Origin of the sequence: Rhizobium esperanzae, assembly GCF_002204185.1 — a bacterium.
GTDB lineage: Bacteria > Pseudomonadota > Alphaproteobacteria > Rhizobiales > Rhizobiaceae > Rhizobium > Rhizobium esperanzae.
Genome location: NZ_MXPU01000008.1, coordinates 141508 through 160916, shown reverse-complemented (window position 1 = coordinate 160916; position 19409 = coordinate 141508). Strand labels below are relative to the sequence as shown.

The window sequence follows — 19409 nt, the reverse complement described above, 5'->3', positions numbered from 1 at the left end:
ATGAAACTGCTCCCCACGCTTTTTGCCGGCGCGGCCCTTGCGCTTTCCGCGGTCGCCGCACAGGCGGACGTCCGCTTCGGCGTCATGAATGAATCCTATCCGCCCTTCTTCGCCAAGGACGCCTCGGGTGAGTGGCACGGGTGGGAAATCGACCTGATGAACGCCGTCTGTGCAGAGATGAAGGAGAAATGCTCGATCGTGGACATTTCCTGGGATGGTCTCATTCCGGCGCTGCAGAGCAAGAAGTTCGACGTGATCTGGTCGTCGATGTCGAACACCGCGGAACGTTCAAAGGTGATCGATTTCACCGACAAGTACTACAACACGCCGAGCACCCTCATCGGTCCAAAGGACCAGAAGCCGGGTGCGACCGCCGAGGACGTCAAGGGCAAGACCATCGGCATCCAGGTGTCGACGATCCAGTCTGAATATTACAAGAAGTATTTCGCCGGCGCCGCCGAGGAGAAGACCTACCAGACGCTCGACGAGGCTTTCCAGGATCTGGCCTCCGGCCGTATCGACTACGTCTTCGGCGATTCGCTCGCGCTCGACGCTTTCCTGAAGAGCGACGGCGGCAAGGATTGCTGCGCCAAGATGGGTGATGTCGCCGACGACAAGGAAATCCTTGGAGCCGGTGTTTCGGGCGGGTTGCGCAAGGAAGACACGGAGCTGAAAGCCAAGCTGAATGCGGCGATCGCTGCGGTTCGCGCCAACGGCCAGTATGACGCCATCACCAAGAAATATTTCGACTTCGACATCTACGGCGCGAAGTAAGCAGTCTCGGCGATGGCGACCGCACAACAAGGCATTCTGGACCTGCTGTCTCCCTATCCTCCGGGATGGGGCGGCGTTCTTTTGGCAGGTGCGGTCTCCACGGTCGCCATCTCGGCCTGCGCCTTCGCGGTCGGCCTGTTGCTCGGCACGGGCGGCGCGCTTGGAAAGCTCTCGGGCAATCGCGCGCTCCGCCTCATGCTCGATCTCTACACCACGGTCATTCGTGCCGTTCCCGAGCTGATCCTGATCGTCGGGCTCTATTATGCCGGCACCGACGGCCTCAACCGGCTGCTGGCGGCATTGGACCTGCCGCCGATCGATGTGAACGGTTTTGTTGCGGCGGTCGCGGTGCTCGGCTTCGTGCAGGGCGCCTATATGACCGAGGTGCTACGCGGCGCGATCCTCGCCATTCCCGCCGGCCAGATCGAAGCGGCCAAGGCCTTCGGCATGGGACCCGTACTGCGGTTCCGCCGCGTCCTGCTGCCGGCGCTTTTGCCGAACGCGCTGCCGGGGCTTGCCAATCTCTGGATGTCGGTCACCAAGGACAGCGCGCTGGTCGCGGTCGTCGGCTACCAGGAACTGGCGCTCGCCACCCGCCTCGCTGGGGCAAGCACCAAACACTACTTCGTGTTTTTCCTTGCTTCCGCCTTTCTCTACCTCGCCATCACACTCGTTTCCAACGTCGCTTTCAAGCTGATCGAGGGACGGGTGCGGCGGGGACAGCCGCGTCTCGCCTGAGGAGCCGCGCCCCATGAGTTTCACCTGGATCTCTTCCTATTGGCCGCTGCTTCTGACCGGCGCCTGGCAGACCGTGGCGCTGCTGGTCATCTCAGTGGTGTTCGGTTTTATCATCGCCATTGGCCTCGCTTTCGCGCAGGTCAGCGGCGGCAGGCTGACGCGGCTGCTGGCCCGCGGTTACTGCACCTTCTTCCGCGGCACGCCGCTGCTGATCCAGCTCTGGCTTCTCTATTATGGCGTCGGCTCGCTGCTGCCGATGGTTCCCGGCATCCGGCAAAGCCTGTTCTGGCCGATCCTGCGCGAGGGCTTCTTCTTCGCCGCAGTCAGCTTCACGTTGAATTATGCGGCCTATGAGGCGGAGGTTTTGCGCGGCGCGCTGCTTGCCGTTCCCAAGGGCGAGCTGGAAGCCGGGCGGGCTTTCGGTCTGTCGCCCTGGAAGCTGACCCGCCGCATCTGGCTGCCGCGCGCCATCCGCATCGCCCTGCCGACGATTGCCGGAGAGATCGTCATGCAGCTCAAGGCGACGCCGCTCGCCTTCACAGTGACGGTGATGGATCTCTACGCCGTGGCCAACAAGGTCCGTCAGGATACGCTGCTGGTCTATGAGCCGCTGCTCGTCGTCACTCTCTTCTATCTCGCCCTGACCGCAGTGATTGCCCGCGTCTTTCGAGGTCTCGAAGCGCAGGTGCCGGTTCGTCGTTAGCCGATCGGAAAGAGCTCGCTATGAACCCCGCCGCCTGTCGGAGCGAACAACGCACACTCACCCCTTTTGTAAATGAAAAGCACGCCCGCTGGTGACGGTGCGGCGGCCCGAATGGAGACTTCATGAGCAGGACACGAATACTCGATGGCGGCATGAGCCGCGAGCTGCTGCGGCTCGGCGCCGAATTGAAACAGCCGGAATGGTCGGCCCTGGCGCTGATCAATTCGCCGGATATCGTCCGTGAGGTGCATAAGGAATTCATCGCCGCCGGCTCTGGGATCATCACGACCAACAGCTATGCGCTGGTGCCCTTCCATATCGGCGAGGACCGGTTCCAGAAGGAGGGGGCAGCGCTGATTCGTCTCGCCGGCCGCCTGGCGCGCGAGGCGGCTGAGTCCGTCACCGATCGCAAGGTGCTGGTCGCCGGTTCGCTGCCGCCGATCTTCGGCTCCTACGAGCCGCAGAATTTTCAGCCTGAGCGGGTGCAGGATTACCTCAAGGTGCTGGTCGAAAACCTCGCCCCTTTCGTCGACATATGGCTCGGCGAGACGCTGAGCCTGATTGCCGAGGGCGAGGCCGTCCGTCAGGCGGTGGCGGAATCGGGTAAACCGTTCTGGATTTCCTTCACGCTGGCCGATGACAAAGCGGATATCGAAAGCGGCGAGCCGAAGCTTCGTTCCGGCGAAAGCGTCGAGGATGCGGCGTCCTGGGCGGCGTCATCGGGCGCCGAAGCCTTCCTGTTCAATTGCAGCAAACCGGAAGTGATGGAGGCGGCCGTCGCGACGGCAGCCGCGGCATTCCGCAAGATGGATGCCGGCATCGAAATCGGCGTCTATGCCAATGCCTTCGAAGGCGAACAGGGCGAGTCGGCCGCAAATGAAGGCCTGCACGAGACCCGCGACGATCTGAATGACGACGCCTATTCGCGTTTTGCCTGCTCCTGGGCCGAAGCCGGCGCGACGATCATCGGCGGCTGCTGTGGCATCGGTGCTGCCCACATCCATCGTCTGGGTAAGACGCTTCGAAGCTGAGGTCGAAGCTTGATCGTCCGAGAGGGAGCTGCCGGCGCTCCCGCAGCGCTTGGGCTCTTTCTGTGGCCTCGCCTGCGGGCGACGAAACCAATTACTCCGCTTTCGGCGCTGTCTTCTGAAGCTCGAGCAGCAGCTCGATCAGCTTCGGCGCCATCACCCTGATTTCCGACAGGTGGACGGCGCTCAGCCTAGTCAGAAGCTCGTCGGCTTTCTCGGTCAGCTGCAGCGTCTGACGGCGTCTGTCGGCGGGATCGGCATGGCGTTCGACCAACCCGGCATCCGACAACCGTCCGACGAGTTCGGTCGCCGTATGCGGCGCGATGATCAGCCGCTCGGCCAGCATGCCGATGGTCATCGCTTCGCCGCGTTGTCCCTTAATTGCCAGCAGCGCCTGATGCTGCTGCACGGGCAGTCCTTCCGACTGGGCGGCTGAGGCGCTGAAGTCCATGAACTGGCGAAGCGCGAACCTGAGGTCGGCCAGCGCCTCGTAATCCTCCTGTCTCAGCGGCGGCGGGGTTTTCTTCACACTCGTTCTCCTCTGCCGCTTGGTTCGCAGGAGGCGATCCTTGCGCGCACTATTGCCGATCTCGAATAGATGGGCAGGCGCAAGGCGGTCAAGTGAGGCACCTGGCGAGACATTTTCGCCTTCCCGTATTTGTCCATTGATTTATATCGTACTACGATATAATGACGCTGCACAAACCGACCCGTTTTCGCGTAGCAGAGGCTTCCATGGCTCAGCATCAACCAAGCAACCGGCCGCATGATTTCACCGGCGGCCTTTCCCGGCGCGAGGCCGGGGATTTCACCACAGACAGGCGGGTCCTCCTTCTTGTCGGAATGGCCGTCATCATCGGCACGTCAGGCGCCTTTGCGGCCTGGTGTCTGGTCAGCTTGATCTCGCTTGTGACCAATGTTGTCTGGTTCGGAGAGATCGGCATAGAGCCAGCTTCCCTGGCCGCCGTACCGCACTCGCTGTGGGTGGTATTGATACCGCCGCTCGGCGGGCTTGCTATCGGACTGATGGCCCGCTTCGGATCGGAAAAAATCCGCGGCCACGGCATCCCGGAAGCGATCGAGGCCATCCTGATCGGCGGCAGCCGGATGTCGGCGAAGGTCGCTGTCCTGAAGCCGCTGTCTTCGGCGATCTCGATCGGAACGGGCGGTCCGTTCGGCGCCGAGGGGCCGATCATCATGACCGGTGGCGCGATCGGCTCGCTGTTTGCCCAATTCTTTCACATGAGCGCGGCCGAGCGGAAAACGCTGCTCGTCGCGGGTGCCGCTGCCGGCATGACGGCGATCTTCGGCTCGCCGATTGCCGCGGTCATGCTGGCGGTCGAACTGCTGCTGTTCGAATGGAAACCGCGCAGCTTCATTCCCGTCGCGGTCGCCGCCTGCGTGTCAATCTGCTGGCGCCCGCTGCTTTTCGGTGTCGGCCCGCTGTTCCCGACCCATTTCCAGGTGACCTTGCCTTGGTGGGGGATCTTCGCCTGTGCGGCGATGGGCATCCTATCGGGGCTGCAATCGGGATTGCTGACGACGCTGCTCTACCGGATCGAGGATCTGTTCGAGGCGCTGCCGATCCACTGGATGTGGTGGCCGATGCTCGGCGGTCTCGTCATCGGCCTCGGCGGCCTGATCGAGCCGCGGGCGATGGGTGTCGGCTATGACATCATCGACGGCCTGCTCAACAACCGGCTATTGGCGCCGGCAGTTCTGTCGATCCTGCTGGTGAAGACCATCATCTGGCTGTTTGCCCTTTCGTCGGGCACCTCCGGTGGCGTGCTCGCTCCGCTTCTCATCTTCGGCGGCGCTCTCGGATGGCTGGTCGGCATCGTCATGCCTGGCAATGATCCCGGTTTCTGGGCGCTGCTCGGAATGGCGGCGATGATGGGCGGAACCATGCGCGCACCGCTCACCGGCACCTTCTTTGCGATGGAGATTACCGGCGACGTCAGCACGCTGGTTCCCCTGCTCGCCGCAACGGTGGTCGCCTATGCCGTCACGGTGCTGCTGTTGCGCCGCTCGATCCTCACCGAGAAGATCGCGCGCCGCGGGCAGCATATCACCCGCGAATATGGTGTCGATCCCTTCGAACTCTCGCGAGCCAGGGATATCATGATCGGCGATGTCGACACGCTTCCCGTCACCATGACAATCGGCGAGGCCTGTGATTTCTTCACCTCACGGGCGAAGACGCACCGGACCTATCCAGTGATCGACGCGGCGGGCAGGTTGGCCGGCGTCGTATCGAGGGCCGATATCCTGCTTTGGCAAGGAAAACCGGACATGGCCGCCCAAACGCTTGCAGACAATGTAACGGACGCTTCGGTTCCTGTGGGACACCCCGATGATACCGTCGCCTTTATCGCCGATCTGATGCTGTCGACGGACAATGGCCGCATACCGATCGTCGAACCGGCGTCGGGGCGGCTGTGCGGTCTGATCGCCCGCAAGGATCTTCTGCGACTGCGAAGCTCCTTGAGGTCCGCAGAACTGGATCGGCGGCCTTACCTCGCCGCGGGACCCAGGAGCATGTTGCAGTAGCGCGCCGGCTTGTCGGTATCGCTTCCGCAACTGCCGCGCGTCGCATGATCAGGTCCCATGCGGCGCGCGTTTGCGTCTGCAGCCTTCAATGCAGCCCGAACAGGTTGAGCAGCTCCTCGCGGTGCCGGACGAATTCCGGTGCGCTGCGGTCGCGCGGACGCGGCAGATCGATGTCGATCAGGCGCGGCTCGCCTCCCTTCTCGCGCGGCAGGATCAGGATCCGGTCGGCGAGATAGATCGCCTCCTCGAGATCGTGGGTGACGAGAATGGTCGTCACATCTTCGTCGCGCCAGATCCGGGCGAGCTCCTGCTGCATGCCGATCTTGGTCATCGCGTCGAGCGCGCCGAGCGGTTCGTCGAGCAGCAGGATTTCCGGCTGGACGGCAAGCGCCCGGGCGATGCCGACGCGCTGTGCCATGCCGCCGGACAGTTGCCGGGGATAGGCCGCCTCGAATTGCTGCAGGCCGACGAGCTTGACGTAGTGACGCGCCCTCGCCCTCGCCCGCTCGCGGGTGAGACCTCTCGTTTCCAGCCCGAAGGCGACGTTGCCCAGGACGTCAAGCCAGGGAAGAAGGCGCGGCTCCTGGAAGATGACGGCGCGCTCCGCGCCGACGCCTCGTATCGCCTCGCCGTCGACCAGGACCTCTCCGGTATCGGAATCCTCAAGTCCGGCGAGAACCCTGAGCAGCGTCGTCTTGCCCGAACCGCTGGCGCCGACGATGGCGAGGCTTTCGCCGGAGCGGATGTGAAGGTTGATATCTTTCAAAACCTGCAGATGGCTGCCGTTCAGCTTGTAGGATTTGGAGAGGTGACGGATCGTCACCTCTCCGCGGCGAATATCCTGGGCGAGGCTCATTGCAGTTCCTCAGTTGCTTGCCGGCTTGGTATCGGCCGTATAGATGATGTCCTTGGCCGCCAGCTGGCCCTGCTTGAGCTTGCCTTCGCGAACCAGGACGTCGATCCAGAACTGGATGTCGCGCTCGACCGGCAGGCCGCCGGCGCGGACGCCGTAGCCGCGGAAATACTGCGCGATATCAGGGTTCTCGCCGCGTTCGCTGAGCGCCTTTGCCAGGATCTTCTTGGTTTCCTCGGGATGTTCGCGGGCATAGTCGAGGGCGCGAGCCGACTGCTCGACGAAGATCTTCGCAGCCTCGGGATGCTGCTGAATGAAATCGCGACGCAGGACCACGAAGCCACCGGCGATGTCGCCGAGGACGTCGGTATCGTCGAAAACCGCACGCAGGCCGCCGTTCTTCAGAGCCGCACCCTCGAAGGTCGTCTGCCAGTAGCCGAAGGCGGCGATATCGACCTGCTTGGAGCGCAGCACCTGCTCGAGTTGCGGCCCGGGAACGACGACCTGGTTGGCGGAGTCGCTCGGCAGGCCGACCGAATGCAGGGCTTCGCGGATGGTGTAATCGAGATGGGCGCCGAGCGTGTTGACGGCGATGCTCTTGCCGGCAATGTCCTTGATGCTTTTGATCGGGCTGTCTTCCAGCACGTAGAAGGTCGACTGCACATCGTCATTGATGCCGTTCGATGGGTAGGCGGCGACGAAATCATTGCCGCCGATGATCGAGTTCAGCACGGCGGAGGTGGCGGCGCTGCCGATCTCCACGTCGCCGGATGCAAGAGCGATGAGAGAGGCCGGGCCACCCTGGGCATAGCCGACATTCTCAAACGTAATGCCGGTGTCTTTGAAATAACCGAGCTCTTCGGCGAGTTCATGGGCGGCAAGACCGCCCTGGCTCGCGAGATAGCGCAGCTTCACTGCCTCGGCGGCGGCGGCCGGCGTGGCAAGACCGAGTGCGATCACGGCCGGCAGGAGAAGGTTGCGGGGATGGAAGGTCATGGGAGGTCCTTTCGGGAAGAGGAAAATCGGTGGAAGCGGTCAGGTGCTCGGCTGCGACCAGCGGCACAGGCGGCGCTGCAGGAGAACGAGCAGGGCATTGGCGGCTAGCCCGAGGAAGGCGAGCAGCAGGATCGCCGCAAACATCAGCGGGATCTGGAAATTGTACTGGGCGTTCATCACCTGGAAGCCGATGCCCTTGTTGGCGCCGATCATCTCGGCAGCGATCAGCAGCAGAAGCGCAGTCGTCGCCGAGAGGCGCAGGCCGACGAAGATTGCGGGAACGGAGGCCGGCAGGATGACGCGGCGGAAAACGGTCAGCGATCCGGCGCCGTAGGTCCGCGCCATCTCGATGAGCTTCTGATCCACCTCCTTGACGCCGCCGATGGTGGCGAGCAGCACCGGAAACAGCGTCGCCCAGAAGATCACGAAGATCTTCGAGGTTTCGCCGAGGCCGAGCAGCAGGATGAAAACCGGATAGAGCGCCAGCGCCGAGGTCTGGCGGAAGAGCTGCAGGATCGGGTCTAGCGCCTGCTCGACGGCCCGAAACTGGCCCATGAACAGGCCGAGCGGAATACCGACCACGACGGCAAAGGCGAAGGCGGTGCCGGATCGCTGCAGGCTGATGGCGATGTCGTCGAGCAAGGCGCCATTGGAAAGGTTGGTCCAGAGAGCCGACAGGATCACGTTCAAGGGCGGGAAAATGGCGGGATTGATCCAGCCCCTGGTGCTCGAAACCTGCCAGAGCAAGAGGAAGGCGATGAGCAGACCGTAGCGCGGCAGAAGCGATGCGAGCACACCGCGCACTTGCGACGCGAAAGTGGGCCTATTGCTTTCGCCGCTCTTCAGGCGGCCGAAGCTTCTTGGAAGGACCTGATTGATTTCATAAGCCATGGATCGCTCCTCACTCTGCTGCCTGGAGAGCTGCGCGCCCCGCAGCCCATCGGTTGGTCGGGAAAGGCAGGCCGAGGTTTTCCCGGAGCGTCTTGCCTTCATAGGCTGTGCGGAACAGGCCGCGGCGCTGCAGTTCCGGAATGACCAGATCGACGAAGTCGTCGAGCGCCGTCGGCAGCCAGGGCGGCAAAATGTTGAAGCCGTCGGCCGCTTCGTTCTCGAACCATGTCTGCAGCGTATCGGCGATCTGCTCGGCCGTGCCGACGATCGTGTAGTGGCCGCGGGCTGAGGCGATCCACTGGTAGAGCTGGCGGATGGTGAAGTTGTTTTCGTCGGCGATCTGGCGGATGAGGGCCTGGCGGCTCTTCATGCCTTCGGTCGGCGGTGCGGGCGGAAGAGGCCCGTCGAGATCGTAACCGTGCAGGTCGAGCGTGCCGCCGGTCAGGCCGTTGAGGAGGCCGATCCCGTCTTCTTCGACGATCAGCGAGGTCAGACGTTCGTATTTTTCGCGTGCCTCGGCTTCGGTCCTGCCGACGAAAGCGGAGACGCCGGGCATAACCAGGATGTGATCGGGATTTCGACCGAGACCACGGGCGCGTGCCTTGATGTCCCGATAAAACTCCTGGGCGGTTTCGATATGCTGGTGGGCGGTGAAGATGACTTCGGCGGTTGCTGCGGCGAGCCCGCGCCCGTCTTCCGACTGTCCTGCCTGCACGATGACCGGGTGCCCCTGCGGCGAGCGCGAGACGTTGAGTGGACCGCGCACGCTGAAATGCTCGCCGCGGTGGTCGGTGTCGTGCAGCTTCGCCGGATCGAAGAAGACGCCGGTCTCCTTGTCGCGGATGAATGCGTCGTCCTCGAAGCTCTCCCAGAGTTTGCGGACGACATCGACATGCTCGGCGGCGCGGCGATATCGTTCGGCATGCGGAAGCTGGGTTTCACGGTTGAAGTTCTGCGCCGTGAGGTCGCCCGTCGTGGTCACCACGTTCCAGCCGGCGCGGCCATCCGAAATCAGGTCCAGCGAAGCGAACTTGCGGGCGGTCGTATAAGGCTCCTCATAGGTGGTTGAGGAGGTCGCGATGAAGCCGAGATGGGTGGTGAGAGGCGCAAGAGCGGAGAACAAGGTGACGGGCTCGAAGCCGGCCACCCGGGCGTTGCCGCCTTCACGCGCTCCACCGAAACCGACGGCCAATCCATCGGCCAGGAAGTAGGCATCGAAGAGGCCGCGTTCCGCCGTCAGGGCGAGCTGCTTGTGAAACTGGAAACTGGTCGCGCCGTCGACCGGCTGGTCGGGATGCCGCCACGACGCAACATGCTGTCCGCCGCCGGGAAGAAATGCCCCAAGCCTGATTTTCCGTGTCATTTCGCATCCTCTCCGTTTTCCGTCTGTCGTCGGAATGTTAAGATACCTACTCTATAAATTTCATAGAGAAACTTCATTCCGTAGTTTCGGGAGAAGAGTGAATAGATTTGCGGGATTGGGCTGAAACTGGAAATCAACATCGAAGCGCGCAACGAGACATGGCTCATCCTGCGGCGGCTCTTCGATATGCACGCGGCAGAGAACGAGCGCGAGCGCGCTATGATTTAAGGAAGCACGCGGCTCGGTGCGGCTTCCCGCAGGAAGTGTCGCCGGCGATCAATGCGTGTTCGTGTCCCGGGTATCAGCCCCGTTTCGGCCGGGCCGGGGCATGCTCCAGACCGGTGGCGGCCTTTTTCAGGCAGTCGAGGTAGCGGTCGCGGTTCGCGATGCCGTCGTCGCGCGGCGTGACCAGGCAGAGCGTTGCAGCCGCATGACCCTCCTCGCCCCGCACCGGCACGGCAAAACAATGGGTAAAGCTGTCGACGATGCTGTTGAAGGTGAAGAGACCTTCTCGCTCGGCCTGGCGGACCTCGACGATGAAGCTTTGCGGATCGAGCCATTCGCCGTTCGGCAGACGAAAATCCTGCGATGGAATGAAGTTCAGGATCTCCTGATCCGACAGATGCGCGACGAGCAGACGTCCGGAGGCCGTCCACGGGATCGGCACCGACTGGCCGATATCGGTCGAAATGCGGAATGGCCGTGCGCCTTCGCGCATGCGCACGACCGTATATTTGTTTCCGTCCAGCATGCAGAACTGCGCCGTCTCCCGCGTTTCGTCAGCGAGCTGTTCCAGTGCCGCCTCGCATTCGCGGGTGAAATCGAAATGGTTTTCATAGGCGGCGCCGAGGAAATAGAGCTTACGGCCGAGGTAGACGCGCCCCTCGCCGCCGGTGAATTCGAGAATGCCATTGCTCAGCAGCAGGTTGACGAGCTCGTAAACCGATGAGCGCGGTGCGCCGATCTGCGCTGCGATTTCATTCGGCTTCAAAGCCAGCCGCTTCTGGCGCAGGAAATCGAGGATTTCGAAGGCGCGGTCGAGCCCTCGGGCACGCTTGCCGATTGCTTCGTCCTGAATTGCGTCCATTGCTGTCGATCCCAATTTCTGTTCGGCCAAGCTTTTCAAACCCTCCGCCGCATCTGTCAACCGATCCTGTTGTTCCCGGCCGACGAAAATTTTTTTCATCCCTCTTGCGAGGCGGAAAAATCGGCATAAGATCGGCGCGTCCGGTATTTAGATCATGTGTACATTATATTGGACAAAAACAGATGGCAAGCGTTTAACGCTTCCACACAAAAAAGGGGATCGACATGAAAAATTCTGAAAACAGCATTTCCGCCTCGCCTCGCCGCCGGCTTCTCGCCGGCGCTGCCGCTGCTGCCGCCCTTCTCGTTCTTTCCACCGGCTCGGCCTCGGCTGCCGCTAATTGCATCAAGGGTGACAGGAAGGCGCCTTTCACGATCGGCTGGGCGAATATCTATTCGGTGCCGACCTGGATGAAACAGACCGAAGGCACGATCACGGCTGAAGTGGAGGAGTTGAAAAAGGCGGGCCTCGTCAAAGACCTGATGATCACAGACGCGCAGGGCAATGCCCAGACACAGATCCAGCATATCCAGTCGATGATCGACGCCAATGTCGACGCCATCGTCGTAATCGCCGGTTCCTCCACCGCTCTCGACCGCGTCATCTCCGACGCCTGCGACAAGGGTATCGCGGTGGTGAATTTCGACAGCCTGGTCAATACCGACAAGGTGACGGCGAAGATCAACACCGATTCCAACGAATGGGGCGCGACGGCTGCCAAGTGGATGGTCAGCCAGCTCGGCGGCAAGGGCAAGATCATCGTCATGAACGGCCCTGCCGGCATTTCGGTGAGCGACGACCGCCGCAAGGGTGCCCAGCCGGTTCTCGATGCCAACCCAGGCATCCAGGTGATCACCGAGACCAACACGGAATATAATGTCGCGCCGGCACAGGAAGCGATGACAAGCCTGCTTTTCGCCAATCCGGAAATCGATGGCGTGCTGTCGCTCGGCGGCGCCTTGTCGGCCGGCTCCGTTCTTGCCTTCGAGCGTCAGGGCCGCGATCAGGTGCCGACGACAGGGGAAAATGCCCGCCAATTCCTCGAACTCTGGAAGGAGAAGGGGCTGAAGGGCTGGGCGACGATGCAGCCCAACTGGCTCGGCGCGCTTTCCGTCTATACCGCCGTCCAGGCGCTGCAAGGCAAGGATGTCCCTGCCTTCGTCAAGGTGCCACTGCCTGTTATCGACGACAGCTCGATCGGCAGCTATCTCGCGCGCGCCGACAAGTTCCCGGCCGACGGCTATATCTATTCGGACTACGACAAGGCGCTCTTCGACAAGCTGCTGACCAAGTAATCCGCGTCTGGGGAACGTCGTCATGACGGAAGAAAACCCCCTGCTGGAAGCCCGGCAGGTGTTCAAGGGATTTTTCGGCAATCCGGTTTTGAAGGGCGTCGACATCGCCCTTCTGCCGGGCAGGGTTCATGCCCTGCTCGGCGAAAACGGCGCCGGCAAGTCCACCCTGATCAACCTGCTGTCCGGCGCACTCCAGCCCGACGGCGGGTCCATCCTTGTCGACGGCAAGACCGTCGGGCGTTTCAGCCCGGCGGCGGCACGCAAAGCCGGTATCGCTGTGGTTCAGCAGGAGCTGAGCCTGACGGCCAGTCTCTCGATTGCCGAAAATATCGGGCTCGGCGCCTTTCCGCGCCGCTTCGGTCTCATCGATTACCGAGCGCTTCATCGCCGCGTGCGGGAGGTGTGCGACATGGTGGGGCTCACCGAACCGCCCGACATGCCGGTCGCCGATCTCGCGCTCGGCCGCCGCCAGATGGTGGAGATCGCCAAGGCGCTGTTCCGCAAACCGCGCGTGCTCATTCTGGACGAGCCGACCTCGTCACTTTCGGCTCATGAAGCCGGCATCCTTGCTCGGCTGATCGAGACGCTCAAGGGTCGCGGCATGGCACTCCTCTATATTTCCCACCGTCTCAACGAGGTGAAGGCGCTCTGCTCGCATGTCACAGTGCTGAAAGACGGCGGTGTCACTGCGGATCAGTCGCTCTCCGGCATCGACGGCGAAGGGTTGGTGCGTCTGATGGTCGGCCGCGAGACCGGCGACCTGTTCCCGCCGCGTGGCGCCACTGCGCCCGGTGTCATGCGCATCGGCGTCGAAGGCTTTTCCGCCGGCATGGTTCGCGACATCGCTTTCTCCGCCCGCGCCGGCGAGATCGTCGGCATCGGCGGGCTCGTGGGGCAAGGGCAGGAAGACCTGCTGCTTGGCCTCTACGGCGCCATTCCGGCCGCAGCCGCCCGAGCGGAAATATCCGGCAAGTCAGGCCTGCCCGCTAATGTCGGCGAGGCGAATGCGGCAGGGATCGTCTATGTCCCGGCCGACCGCAAACATGAGGGGCTGGTGCTGCCGCATTCCATCGCCTCCAATCTCATCCTGCCCTCGCTCGGGCGGCTCGCCGTCAAGGGCCTGCGCGACCGGCAGGCCGAAACCGGCCTCGTCGCCGATCTCGCCCGCCGGCTGATGATCAAGGGTGATACGGCCCGCCCGGTGCAGGCGCTTTCCGGCGGCAACCAGCAGAAGGTGGCGCTCGCCAAATGGCTGCCGCTCGATCCGTCCGTTCTGCTGCTCAACGATCCCACCCGCGGTGTCGACATCGGGACCAAGCGGGAAATCTATCTCATGCTCCGCGCCTTCGCGGCCGAGGGGCAGCTCGTCATCCTTGCCAGTTCCGATACGCCGGAACTCGTGCATCTCTGCGATCGTGTCGTGGTTCTGCGCGAAGGGCGCGTCGCGGCGGCGCTGTCGCAGGATGAGATCAGCGAACGGGCGATCGTCGGTGCGGCCATGGGCGTCAACACCACGGCGCAGGGAGAGGCGGCATGAACACCAATTCCTCATCCCGGCTCTATCCCTCGATCCAGATGCGCCGCAATCGCGGCCTCTCCGGCCTCTATCTTGTCGTCGCAGCCTTTCTCATCCTCTATGCGATGCTCTTCCCGGGCATCCTTTCAATCGGCGGCTTCTCGAAGTTCACGCAGAACTGGTTCCCGCTCGCACTCGTCACTATGGCGCAGACGCTGCTCATGCTGAATGGCGGCATCACGCTGGCGATCGGTCCGCTCGTCAGCCTCGGCGCGGTCATCGCCGCGACGACGATGGAAGGGGCGCTCGGCGTGTCGGGCGGCATTCTCGCGGTCGCCGCCGCCGGCCTTGCGGTCGGCGCCGCCACCGGTGCCATCGTCACCTATCTGAGGCTTCCCGCGATCATCGTCACGCTCGCCGGCTCCTTCATCATCAGCGGCGTCGCACTCATTCTGCTGCCGCGGCCGGGTGGCACCGTTCCCGACTGGCTGTCGACGGTGCTGGCCGGCCACACGCCCGTCGCCTTTCTGATGCTCGTGGTGATCCTGGCGCTCTGGAAAGCCTTCCTGGCGACGCCGCTCGGTCTCGGCATCTATGCCGCCGGCGAGAATCCGGTCGGCGCATTCCGTTCCGGCGTGCCGGTCGAACAAGTGAAGGTCACGGCTTTTGCGCTCTCCGGTCTGCTGGCAGCGCTGACCGGTCTCTTCGTCGCCGCGCAGACCGGCTCCGGCGATCCTGTCATCGGCACGCCCTTCACGCTGAACTCGATCGCTGCCGCCGTGCTCGGCGGCGTCGGCTTCCTCGGCGGCAAGGGCACGGTGCGCGGTGCGATCTGCGGCAGCCTGCTGCTCTCGGTCATGATCAACGTCATGTTCTTCCTCGGCTTTCCGCCGGTGGCGCAATATGTCGCTCAAGGCCTGATCATCGTCGGCGCGGTCGCCGTTCCGGAACTTCTCGGCGCATGGAGGGCAAGACGATGAACATCATCAGATCGGCATTCCGCAACCCGCCGCTCCTGACCTTTCTTCTGGTGGCGCTCGTCTGGATCGTCGCAAGCGTCACGCTGCGCGGCTTCGGCGCTTACGGCCACTTGCGTTATCTCCTCGAACTCGCGGCCGTGATCGGCATCGTCGCCGCCGGGCAGACGCTGGTTATCCTGATGGGCGGCATCGACCTTTCCGTCGGCGCGGTCATCACGGTCACGGCGATCCTGTTGCCGCTGATTTCGCCGGCATGGGATCCGACCGGCCTTGCCGGCATCGCGGCGGCGCTTGCCATCGCCACCGGCATCGGTTTGATGAACGGCGCGGGTTCCACCTATCTCCGGGTGCCGCCGATCATCATGACGCTTGCCATGGCAACCTTCCTGCAGGGCTTGCTCGTCATCGTCGCCGGCGGCAGCGCCGTCACCGTCAGCAATCCCGCAGTCATCCTGCTCGGGCAGGCGCGGCCGCTCGGCATCCCCTCGGGCATTATTCTGTGGCTCGCAGTCGCGGTCGTCGTCCTGCTGCTCGTCCACCGCATGCCGATCGGCGCCCGTTTCCTCGCGCTTGGGGCGAACCCGCTGGCCGCCCGGCTTTCCGGCGTCAGCGTCACGGGCAACACGCTGATCGCCCATACCCTGTCGGGCTTTTTCGCCGGTCTTGCCGGCATTCTGATTCTCGGCATGAACCGGCAGGGTTATGTCGGCATCGGCGATCCCTATCTGCTGACCTCGATCGCCGCCGTCGTGCTCGGCGGCACCTCGATTCTCGGTGGCCGCGGCACCTATGCCGGGACCGTTCCGGGAGCGATCCTGCTTGTGACGGCGACGGCGCTGATCACCGTCGTCAACGCCTCGCCTGGCTGGCGGTCGATCATGTTCGGCACGCTGATCCTCGCCCTCCTGCTCGTTTCCGGCCGCGAGGCGCGCCGATGACGGGACGCTACGATGGGCCGGTGATCGATCCGCACCATCATCTCTGGGACCTCGGCCTGCAGCGTCATCCCTGGCTTGAGAAGGCGCGGGCATCCGGTGAAGGGATGGTGTTCGGGAGCTTGGCGCCGATCCTGCGCGACTATGGCATCGACGATTATCGCGCCGACGCCGCGCGCCAGAATGTGGTTGCGACCGTTCATGTCGAGGCCGGCTGGTCCGCTGCCTATCCGCTGGAGGAGAGCCGCTGGCTGAATGGGCTCGACCGCCGCTCCGGCGTGGCGCACCGCTATATCGCCGGCATTGCCCTCGATCGGCCGGAGGCCCCGCGCCTGCTCGAGGCGGAAGCGGAAAACTCCAACGTCGTCGGCATCCGCGATATTCTGAGCTGGCATCCCAATGTGGCCAAGAGTTTTGCGTCGCGTCCGGATCGCATGAGGGATCCCGTCTGGCGGGCGGGGCTTGCCCAGGCCACGCGGCTCGGGCTGGTCTTCGACCTGATGCTTTATCCCTGGCAGATGGATGACGCGCTCGAGCTCGTCCGGGCTTTTCCGGAAACGCCTTTCGTCGTCAATCACGGCGGAAGCCCCGCTGACCGGACGCCGGAGGGCATGGCGCTCTGGCGCCGCGGCCTGCAGGCGCTCGGCAGAGAGGCCAACGTGCGGGTCAAGATTTCCGATCTCGTCGCCTACGACAATGACTGGACACTCGAAAGCCTGCGGCCGGTGATCGAGCATTGCCTCGATTGTTTCGGACCGGCACGTTCGATGTTTGCGAGCGATTTTCCGGTCGCAGGTCTGCACGCCTCTTTCGACGAGATCTATGAGGTTTTCCGTACGGTCGCCTCGCAGCTCTCTCCGGACGAGCAGCGCGCTGTGTTCTTTGCCACTGCCAACGACACCTACCATCTCGGTATCGCCGACCCGGCCGATGCCCGGAGGGGCTGCCATGTCTGACCTTCATGCTGCGTGGGAAAACCTGCTGATCGATGAGCGGGTGCGAGGCTTTCCGCCGGGCCATCCGCCGCTTTCGCTCTCGGAAATCGGCAAGCAGGGATGGAAGCCCTATGACGGCAGGATGGCCCTGCCGCTGATCTCGCTCGACCGGCAGGCCTTCTCCGCCAATGTCGAACTGATGATGGCTTATGTGAAAAGCCACGGCGCCGAAATTGCGCCGCATGCCAAGACGCCGATGTCGACGGTGCTGGCAAAGGCGCTTGTGACGGCGGGTGCCTGGGGCACGACAGTCGCCGATATCCGCCAGGCCGCCGTCCTGCTCGAGGCGGGACAACGCCGCCTGATCCTCGCCAACGAGATCGGCGGCGTGGCCGCCGCCCGACGGCTTGCGGCTTTGCTCGGCCAGTATCCCGATGCGGAACTCCACGTCTTCGTGGATTCGGCAGCGCTGGTCGAAGCGCTCCGGTCCGCGTGGCGAGAGCGTATGGACCTGCCGCCTCTTGGCCTGCTGGTGGAGCTCGGCGCCGGCCGGGCCGGCATCCGCAGCGCCGCTGCCGCCGAGGCAGTTCTCGATGCGATCCTTGCCGCCGAGACGTCGACCTTCCGGTTGAGCGGCATCGCCGCCTATGAAGGTGCTGCCGCGACCGCCGATGCGGCAGAGACGATGCTTCGCATCGAGACTCTGATGGCGATGACGGCAGATTTTCTGCCGAAGGTGCGCGCCCGCATCGGCTCTGACCGGCCGCTTCTTGTGACGGCCGGCGGCTCGGTGTTTTTCGATGTCGTGATCGCCGGGCTTTCGGCCGCGGTTGCGGCCGATCCGGTCTGCCGGCTGATCCTGCGTAGCGGCGCCATCTTCTTCCATGATCACGGTGTCTACGAGCGCGGCCTTGCCGGTCTCGATGCGCGCGGCGGTTTCCGTGTGGCTGGCGAGACGCTTTCGGCGGCGGCAGGGTTTCGTCCGGCGCTGCGAGTCTGGGCCGAGGTCCTGTCGCGGCCCGAGCCGCGGCTTGCGATCTCAGGCATGGGCATGCGCGACGTGGCGATGGACCAGGGTCTGCCACGGCCGCTGGCGCTCTATCGCGATGGGGCATGCCTCGGCGACCTCAAAGGCGCCGAGGTTTTCCGACTCAACGATCAACACGCCTTCATCGCCCTTGCCGAGGCGAGTGACGTCCGCGTCGGCGACGTCATCGAGTTCGGCATCTCGCATCCATGCACCTGCCTTGACCGGCATGCCATTCTCTATGGTCTCGACCCCGAGCATTCGGTGACGGCGGCCTATCTCACAAGCTTCGGCTGACCTCTCCTTCCAAAAGCAAGAAAAGGAAAACCTGCCCATGATCCAGCGTTATCAGAAGGGTTCGCGAATGAGCCAAGCCGTCAGCTATGGCGGTCTCGTCTATATTGCCGGCCAGGTCGCGGAAAATCGCAAGGCTGGGATCGAAGAGCAGACCCGCGATGTGCTCGGCAAAATCGACGCTCTTTTGAAGGAAGCCGGTACGGACCGCTCGCGTCTGATCGCCGTCAATGTTTTCCTGCCGGCAATCGTGGATTTCGAGGCGATGAACGGCGTCTATGACGGTTGGATCGACATCGAAAACCCGCCTGCGCGCGCCTGCACCGAAGCACGCCTTGCCGATCCAGATCTGCGCGTCGAAATGACCGCGATCGCCGCGCTCTGACGGCGAAGTAACCGCCCGGACTGGAGACATCATGCACAGCGGCCTCGTCAACCCGATCGACTTCTCGCGTGAGGGCCGGCAGGCCGGCTACCTCGCCATTCCTTATTCGGTGGACCGTTCGCCCTATTATCAGATCCGCATCCCGGTCCTTCATCTCAGGAACGGCGAGGGTCCGTCTCTGCTGCTGATGGCGGGCAATCACGGTGACGAGTATGAGGGTGAACTGCAGCTCGGCCGGCTGATGCGGCTGTTGGATGTTGCGGAAATCCGCGGCGCCGTTACCATCCTGCCGATGGCGAACCTGCCGGCGGTGATGGCGGCCAAGCGCTGTTCGCCCTTCGACGGCGGCAACCTCAACCGCGCCTTTCCCGGTGACCCCATGGGCTCGCCGACGGCGCGAATGGCGCATTTCCTCGAACATGACCTCTTTCCCCGGCACGACGTCCTGCTCGACCTGCACGCCGGCGGCACGTCGATGGCGCACCTGCCCTGCACGCTGATCGAACGGCAGGCCGATGCCGCCCGCTTCGAGCGCTCCGTGTCGCTGATGCGGGCACTCGGCGCATCCTATGCCTTCATCGCCGATAACGGGCCGGCGGCGCCGACATCGATGGGGGCGGCGGCACGGGCGGGGACGATCGGGCTTTCCGGCGAATTCGGCGGCGGCGGAACCGTGACGCGCGAGACGATGACTTTCACGGCGGCGGCAATCGACCGGTTGCTCGTGACACTCGGCATTGTCGAGCGCCCGGTCCTGTCGCGCGGAACGCTCCCTCAGCCCGGGCCGCTGCAGCTGCTTTCGCTATCTCGGCACAGCCAGGGCATCTATGCGAGCCGCAGAGGCTGGTTCGAGCCGGCTGTCGGGCTCGGCACCGTCGTTGCCGCCGGCGATCTGGCGGGATGGTATCATGATCTGGAACGCCTGGAGCAGGCGGAGGAAGAGCTGCGCTTTGCCGAGAGCGGCATGGTGATTTCCCACAGGCTGCATTGCGACAGCCAGGCCGGCGACTGCCTGATCCAGGTCGCCGAACCTATCGCATCCTGAGCCAACCCCGCGCG

At 63.6% G+C, this 19409-nt stretch carries 19 protein-coding genes; 13 read left to right on the top strand and 6 right to left on the bottom strand.

Annotated features, from left to right (window positions below):
• The 4 genes from B5E41_RS14460 (at nt 1) to B5E41_RS14445 (ending at nt 3246) form a co-directional block, all read left to right on the top strand.
• Complete coding sequence (locus B5E41_RS14460) at nt 1–774, top strand: transporter substrate-binding domain-containing protein (protein WP_088394616.1); 774 nt, start codon at nt 1–3, stop codon at nt 772–774.
• Between the two features lie 12 nt (nt 775–786).
• On the top strand, nt 787–1512 hold the full coding sequence (locus tag B5E41_RS14455) for an ABC transporter permease (protein ID WP_088394614.1): 726 nt from the start codon (nt 787–789) through the stop codon (nt 1510–1512).
• Nucleotides 1513–1525: 13 nt separating this feature from the next.
• On the top strand, nt 1526–2215 hold the full coding sequence (locus B5E41_RS14450) for an ABC transporter permease (RefSeq protein ID WP_020922876.1): 690 nt from the start codon (nt 1526–1528) through the stop codon (nt 2213–2215).
• Between the two features lie 122 nt (nt 2216–2337).
• Entirely contained in the window at nt 2338–3246 is a 909-nt protein-coding gene (locus tag B5E41_RS14445; protein ID WP_088394612.1) for a homocysteine S-methyltransferase family protein, read from the top strand.
• 91 nt (nt 3247–3337) lie between these two features.
• On the opposite strand, the gene B5E41_RS14440 is transcribed toward B5E41_RS14445, so the two are convergent.
• Nucleotides 3338–3772, bottom strand: coding sequence for a MarR family winged helix-turn-helix transcriptional regulator (locus tag B5E41_RS14440; protein ID WP_088394610.1), 435 nt, complete (start codon nt 3770–3772; stop codon nt 3338–3340).
• Between the two features lie 206 nt (nt 3773–3978).
• Between B5E41_RS14440 and B5E41_RS14435 the strand changes: the two genes are divergently transcribed.
• Nucleotides 3979–5793 (top strand): chloride channel protein, encoded by a 1815-nt coding sequence (locus B5E41_RS14435; protein WP_088394608.1) that lies wholly within the window; start codon nt 3979–3981, stop codon nt 5791–5793.
• An 85-nt stretch (nt 5794–5878) separates the two neighbouring features.
• Here the strand turns inward: B5E41_RS14435 and B5E41_RS14430 are convergent, their stop codons facing one another.
• The 5 genes from B5E41_RS14430 to B5E41_RS14410 form a co-directional block, all read right to left on the bottom strand.
• A complete protein-coding gene (locus B5E41_RS14430; RefSeq protein ID WP_088394606.1) occupies nt 5879–6649 on the bottom strand; it encodes an ABC transporter ATP-binding protein in 771 nt (256 codons plus the stop codon).
• 9 nt (nt 6650–6658) lie between these two features.
• Nucleotides 6659–7642, bottom strand: a complete 984-nt coding sequence (locus tag B5E41_RS14425; RefSeq protein WP_088394604.1) for an ABC transporter substrate-binding protein — start codon at nt 7640–7642, stop codon at nt 6659–6661.
• Nucleotides 7643–7681: 39 nt separating this feature from the next.
• Nucleotides 7682–8533: an ABC transporter permease gene (locus B5E41_RS14420; RefSeq protein WP_088394602.1), complete on the bottom strand. Its 852-nt coding sequence runs from the start codon at nt 8531–8533 to the stop codon at nt 7682–7684.
• A 10-nt stretch (nt 8534–8543) separates the two neighbouring features.
• Nucleotides 8544–9896, bottom strand: a complete 1353-nt coding sequence (locus B5E41_RS14415) for an LLM class flavin-dependent oxidoreductase (protein WP_088394600.1) — start codon at nt 9894–9896, stop codon at nt 8544–8546.
• A 301-nt stretch (nt 9897–10197) separates the two neighbouring features.
• Entirely contained in the window at nt 10198–10983 is a 786-nt protein-coding gene (locus tag B5E41_RS14410) for an IclR family transcriptional regulator (RefSeq protein WP_088394760.1), read from the bottom strand.
• 224 nt (nt 10984–11207) lie between these two features.
• On the opposite strand from B5E41_RS14410, the gene B5E41_RS14405 reads away from it, so the two are divergent.
• From B5E41_RS14405 to B5E41_RS14370, 8 genes are read left to right on the top strand one after another with little or no spacing between them, the layout of a single operon-like run.
• On the top strand, nt 11208–12278 hold the full coding sequence (locus B5E41_RS14405) for an ABC transporter substrate-binding protein (protein WP_088394598.1): 1071 nt from the start codon (nt 11208–11210) through the stop codon (nt 12276–12278).
• Nucleotides 12279–12300: 22 nt separating this feature from the next.
• A complete protein-coding gene (locus B5E41_RS14400) occupies nt 12301–13815 on the top strand; it encodes a sugar ABC transporter ATP-binding protein (RefSeq protein WP_088394596.1) in 1515 nt (504 codons plus the stop codon).
• Entirely contained in the window at nt 13812–14774 is a 963-nt protein-coding gene (locus B5E41_RS14395) for an ABC transporter permease (protein WP_088394594.1), read from the top strand. Before B5E41_RS14400 ends, B5E41_RS14395 begins: the two co-directional genes overlap by 4 nt.
• Nucleotides 14771–15712 (top strand): ABC transporter permease, encoded by a 942-nt coding sequence (locus tag B5E41_RS14390; protein ID WP_088394758.1) that lies wholly within the window; start codon nt 14771–14773, stop codon nt 15710–15712. Before B5E41_RS14395 ends, B5E41_RS14390 begins: the two co-directional genes overlap by 4 nt.
• Complete coding sequence (locus tag B5E41_RS14385; protein ID WP_088394592.1) at nt 15709–16665, top strand: amidohydrolase family protein; 957 nt, start codon at nt 15709–15711, stop codon at nt 16663–16665. Before B5E41_RS14390 ends, B5E41_RS14385 begins: the two co-directional genes overlap by 4 nt.
• A complete protein-coding gene (locus tag B5E41_RS14380) occupies nt 16658–17968 on the top strand; it encodes an alanine racemase (protein ID WP_088394590.1) in 1311 nt (436 codons plus the stop codon). Before B5E41_RS14385 ends, B5E41_RS14380 begins: the two co-directional genes overlap by 8 nt.
• Before the next feature lie 37 nt (nt 17969–18005).
• Entirely contained in the window at nt 18006–18350 is a 345-nt protein-coding gene (locus B5E41_RS14375) for a RidA family protein (protein ID WP_088394588.1), read from the top strand.
• A gap of 31 nt (nt 18351–18381) precedes the next feature.
• Nucleotides 18382–19395, top strand: a complete 1014-nt coding sequence (locus B5E41_RS14370) for a succinylglutamate desuccinylase/aspartoacylase family protein (protein ID WP_088394586.1) — start codon at nt 18382–18384, stop codon at nt 19393–19395.
• Nucleotides 19396–19409 lie beyond the last annotated feature (14 nt).

What these genes read in the sequence shown, in the direction of transcription:
- B5E41_RS14430 (WP_088394606.1), bottom strand. Translation starts at nt 6,649, where the DNA reads ATGAGCCTCGCCCAGGATATTCGCCGCGGAGAGGTGACGATCCGTCAC.
- B5E41_RS14435 (WP_088394608.1), top strand. Translation starts at nt 3,979, where the DNA reads ATGGCTCAGCATCAACCAAGCAACCGGCCGCATGATTTCACCGGCGGC.
- B5E41_RS14460 (WP_088394616.1), top strand. Translation starts at nt 1, where the DNA reads ATGAAACTGCTCCCCACGCTTTTTGCCGGCGCGGCCCTTGCGCTTTCC.
- B5E41_RS14445 (WP_088394612.1), top strand. Translation starts at nt 2,338, where the DNA reads ATGAGCAGGACACGAATACTCGATGGCGGCATGAGCCGCGAGCTGCTG.
- B5E41_RS14415 (WP_088394600.1), bottom strand. Translation starts at nt 9,896, where the DNA reads ATGACACGGAAAATCAGGCTTGGGGCATTTCTTCCCGGCGGCGGACAG.
- B5E41_RS14375 (WP_088394588.1), top strand. Translation starts at nt 18,006, where the DNA reads ATGATCCAGCGTTATCAGAAGGGTTCGCGAATGAGCCAAGCCGTCAGC.
- B5E41_RS14400 (WP_088394596.1), top strand. Translation starts at nt 12,301, where the DNA reads ATGACGGAAGAAAACCCCCTGCTGGAAGCCCGGCAGGTGTTCAAGGGA.
- B5E41_RS14370 (WP_088394586.1), top strand. Translation starts at nt 18,382, where the DNA reads ATGCACAGCGGCCTCGTCAACCCGATCGACTTCTCGCGTGAGGGCCGG.
- B5E41_RS14420 (WP_088394602.1), bottom strand. Translation starts at nt 8,533, where the DNA reads ATGGCTTATGAAATCAATCAGGTCCTTCCAAGAAGCTTCGGCCGCCTG.
- B5E41_RS14425 (WP_088394604.1), bottom strand. Translation starts at nt 7,642, where the DNA reads ATGACCTTCCATCCCCGCAACCTTCTCCTGCCGGCCGTGATCGCACTC.
- B5E41_RS14385 (WP_088394592.1), top strand. Translation starts at nt 15,709, where the DNA reads ATGACGGGACGCTACGATGGGCCGGTGATCGATCCGCACCATCATCTC.
- B5E41_RS14405 (WP_088394598.1), top strand. Translation starts at nt 11,208, where the DNA reads ATGAAAAATTCTGAAAACAGCATTTCCGCCTCGCCTCGCCGCCGGCTT.
- B5E41_RS14395 (WP_088394594.1), top strand. Translation starts at nt 13,812, where the DNA reads ATGAACACCAATTCCTCATCCCGGCTCTATCCCTCGATCCAGATGCGC.
- B5E41_RS14380 (WP_088394590.1), top strand. Translation starts at nt 16,658, where the DNA reads ATGTCTGACCTTCATGCTGCGTGGGAAAACCTGCTGATCGATGAGCGG.
- B5E41_RS14390 (WP_088394758.1), top strand. Translation starts at nt 14,771, where the DNA reads ATGAACATCATCAGATCGGCATTCCGCAACCCGCCGCTCCTGACCTTT.
- B5E41_RS14450 (WP_020922876.1), top strand. Translation starts at nt 1,526, where the DNA reads ATGAGTTTCACCTGGATCTCTTCCTATTGGCCGCTGCTTCTGACCGGC.
- B5E41_RS14410 (WP_088394760.1), bottom strand. Translation starts at nt 10,983, where the DNA reads ATGGACGCAATTCAGGACGAAGCAATCGGCAAGCGTGCCCGAGGGCTC.
- B5E41_RS14455 (WP_088394614.1), top strand. Translation starts at nt 787, where the DNA reads ATGGCGACCGCACAACAAGGCATTCTGGACCTGCTGTCTCCCTATCCT.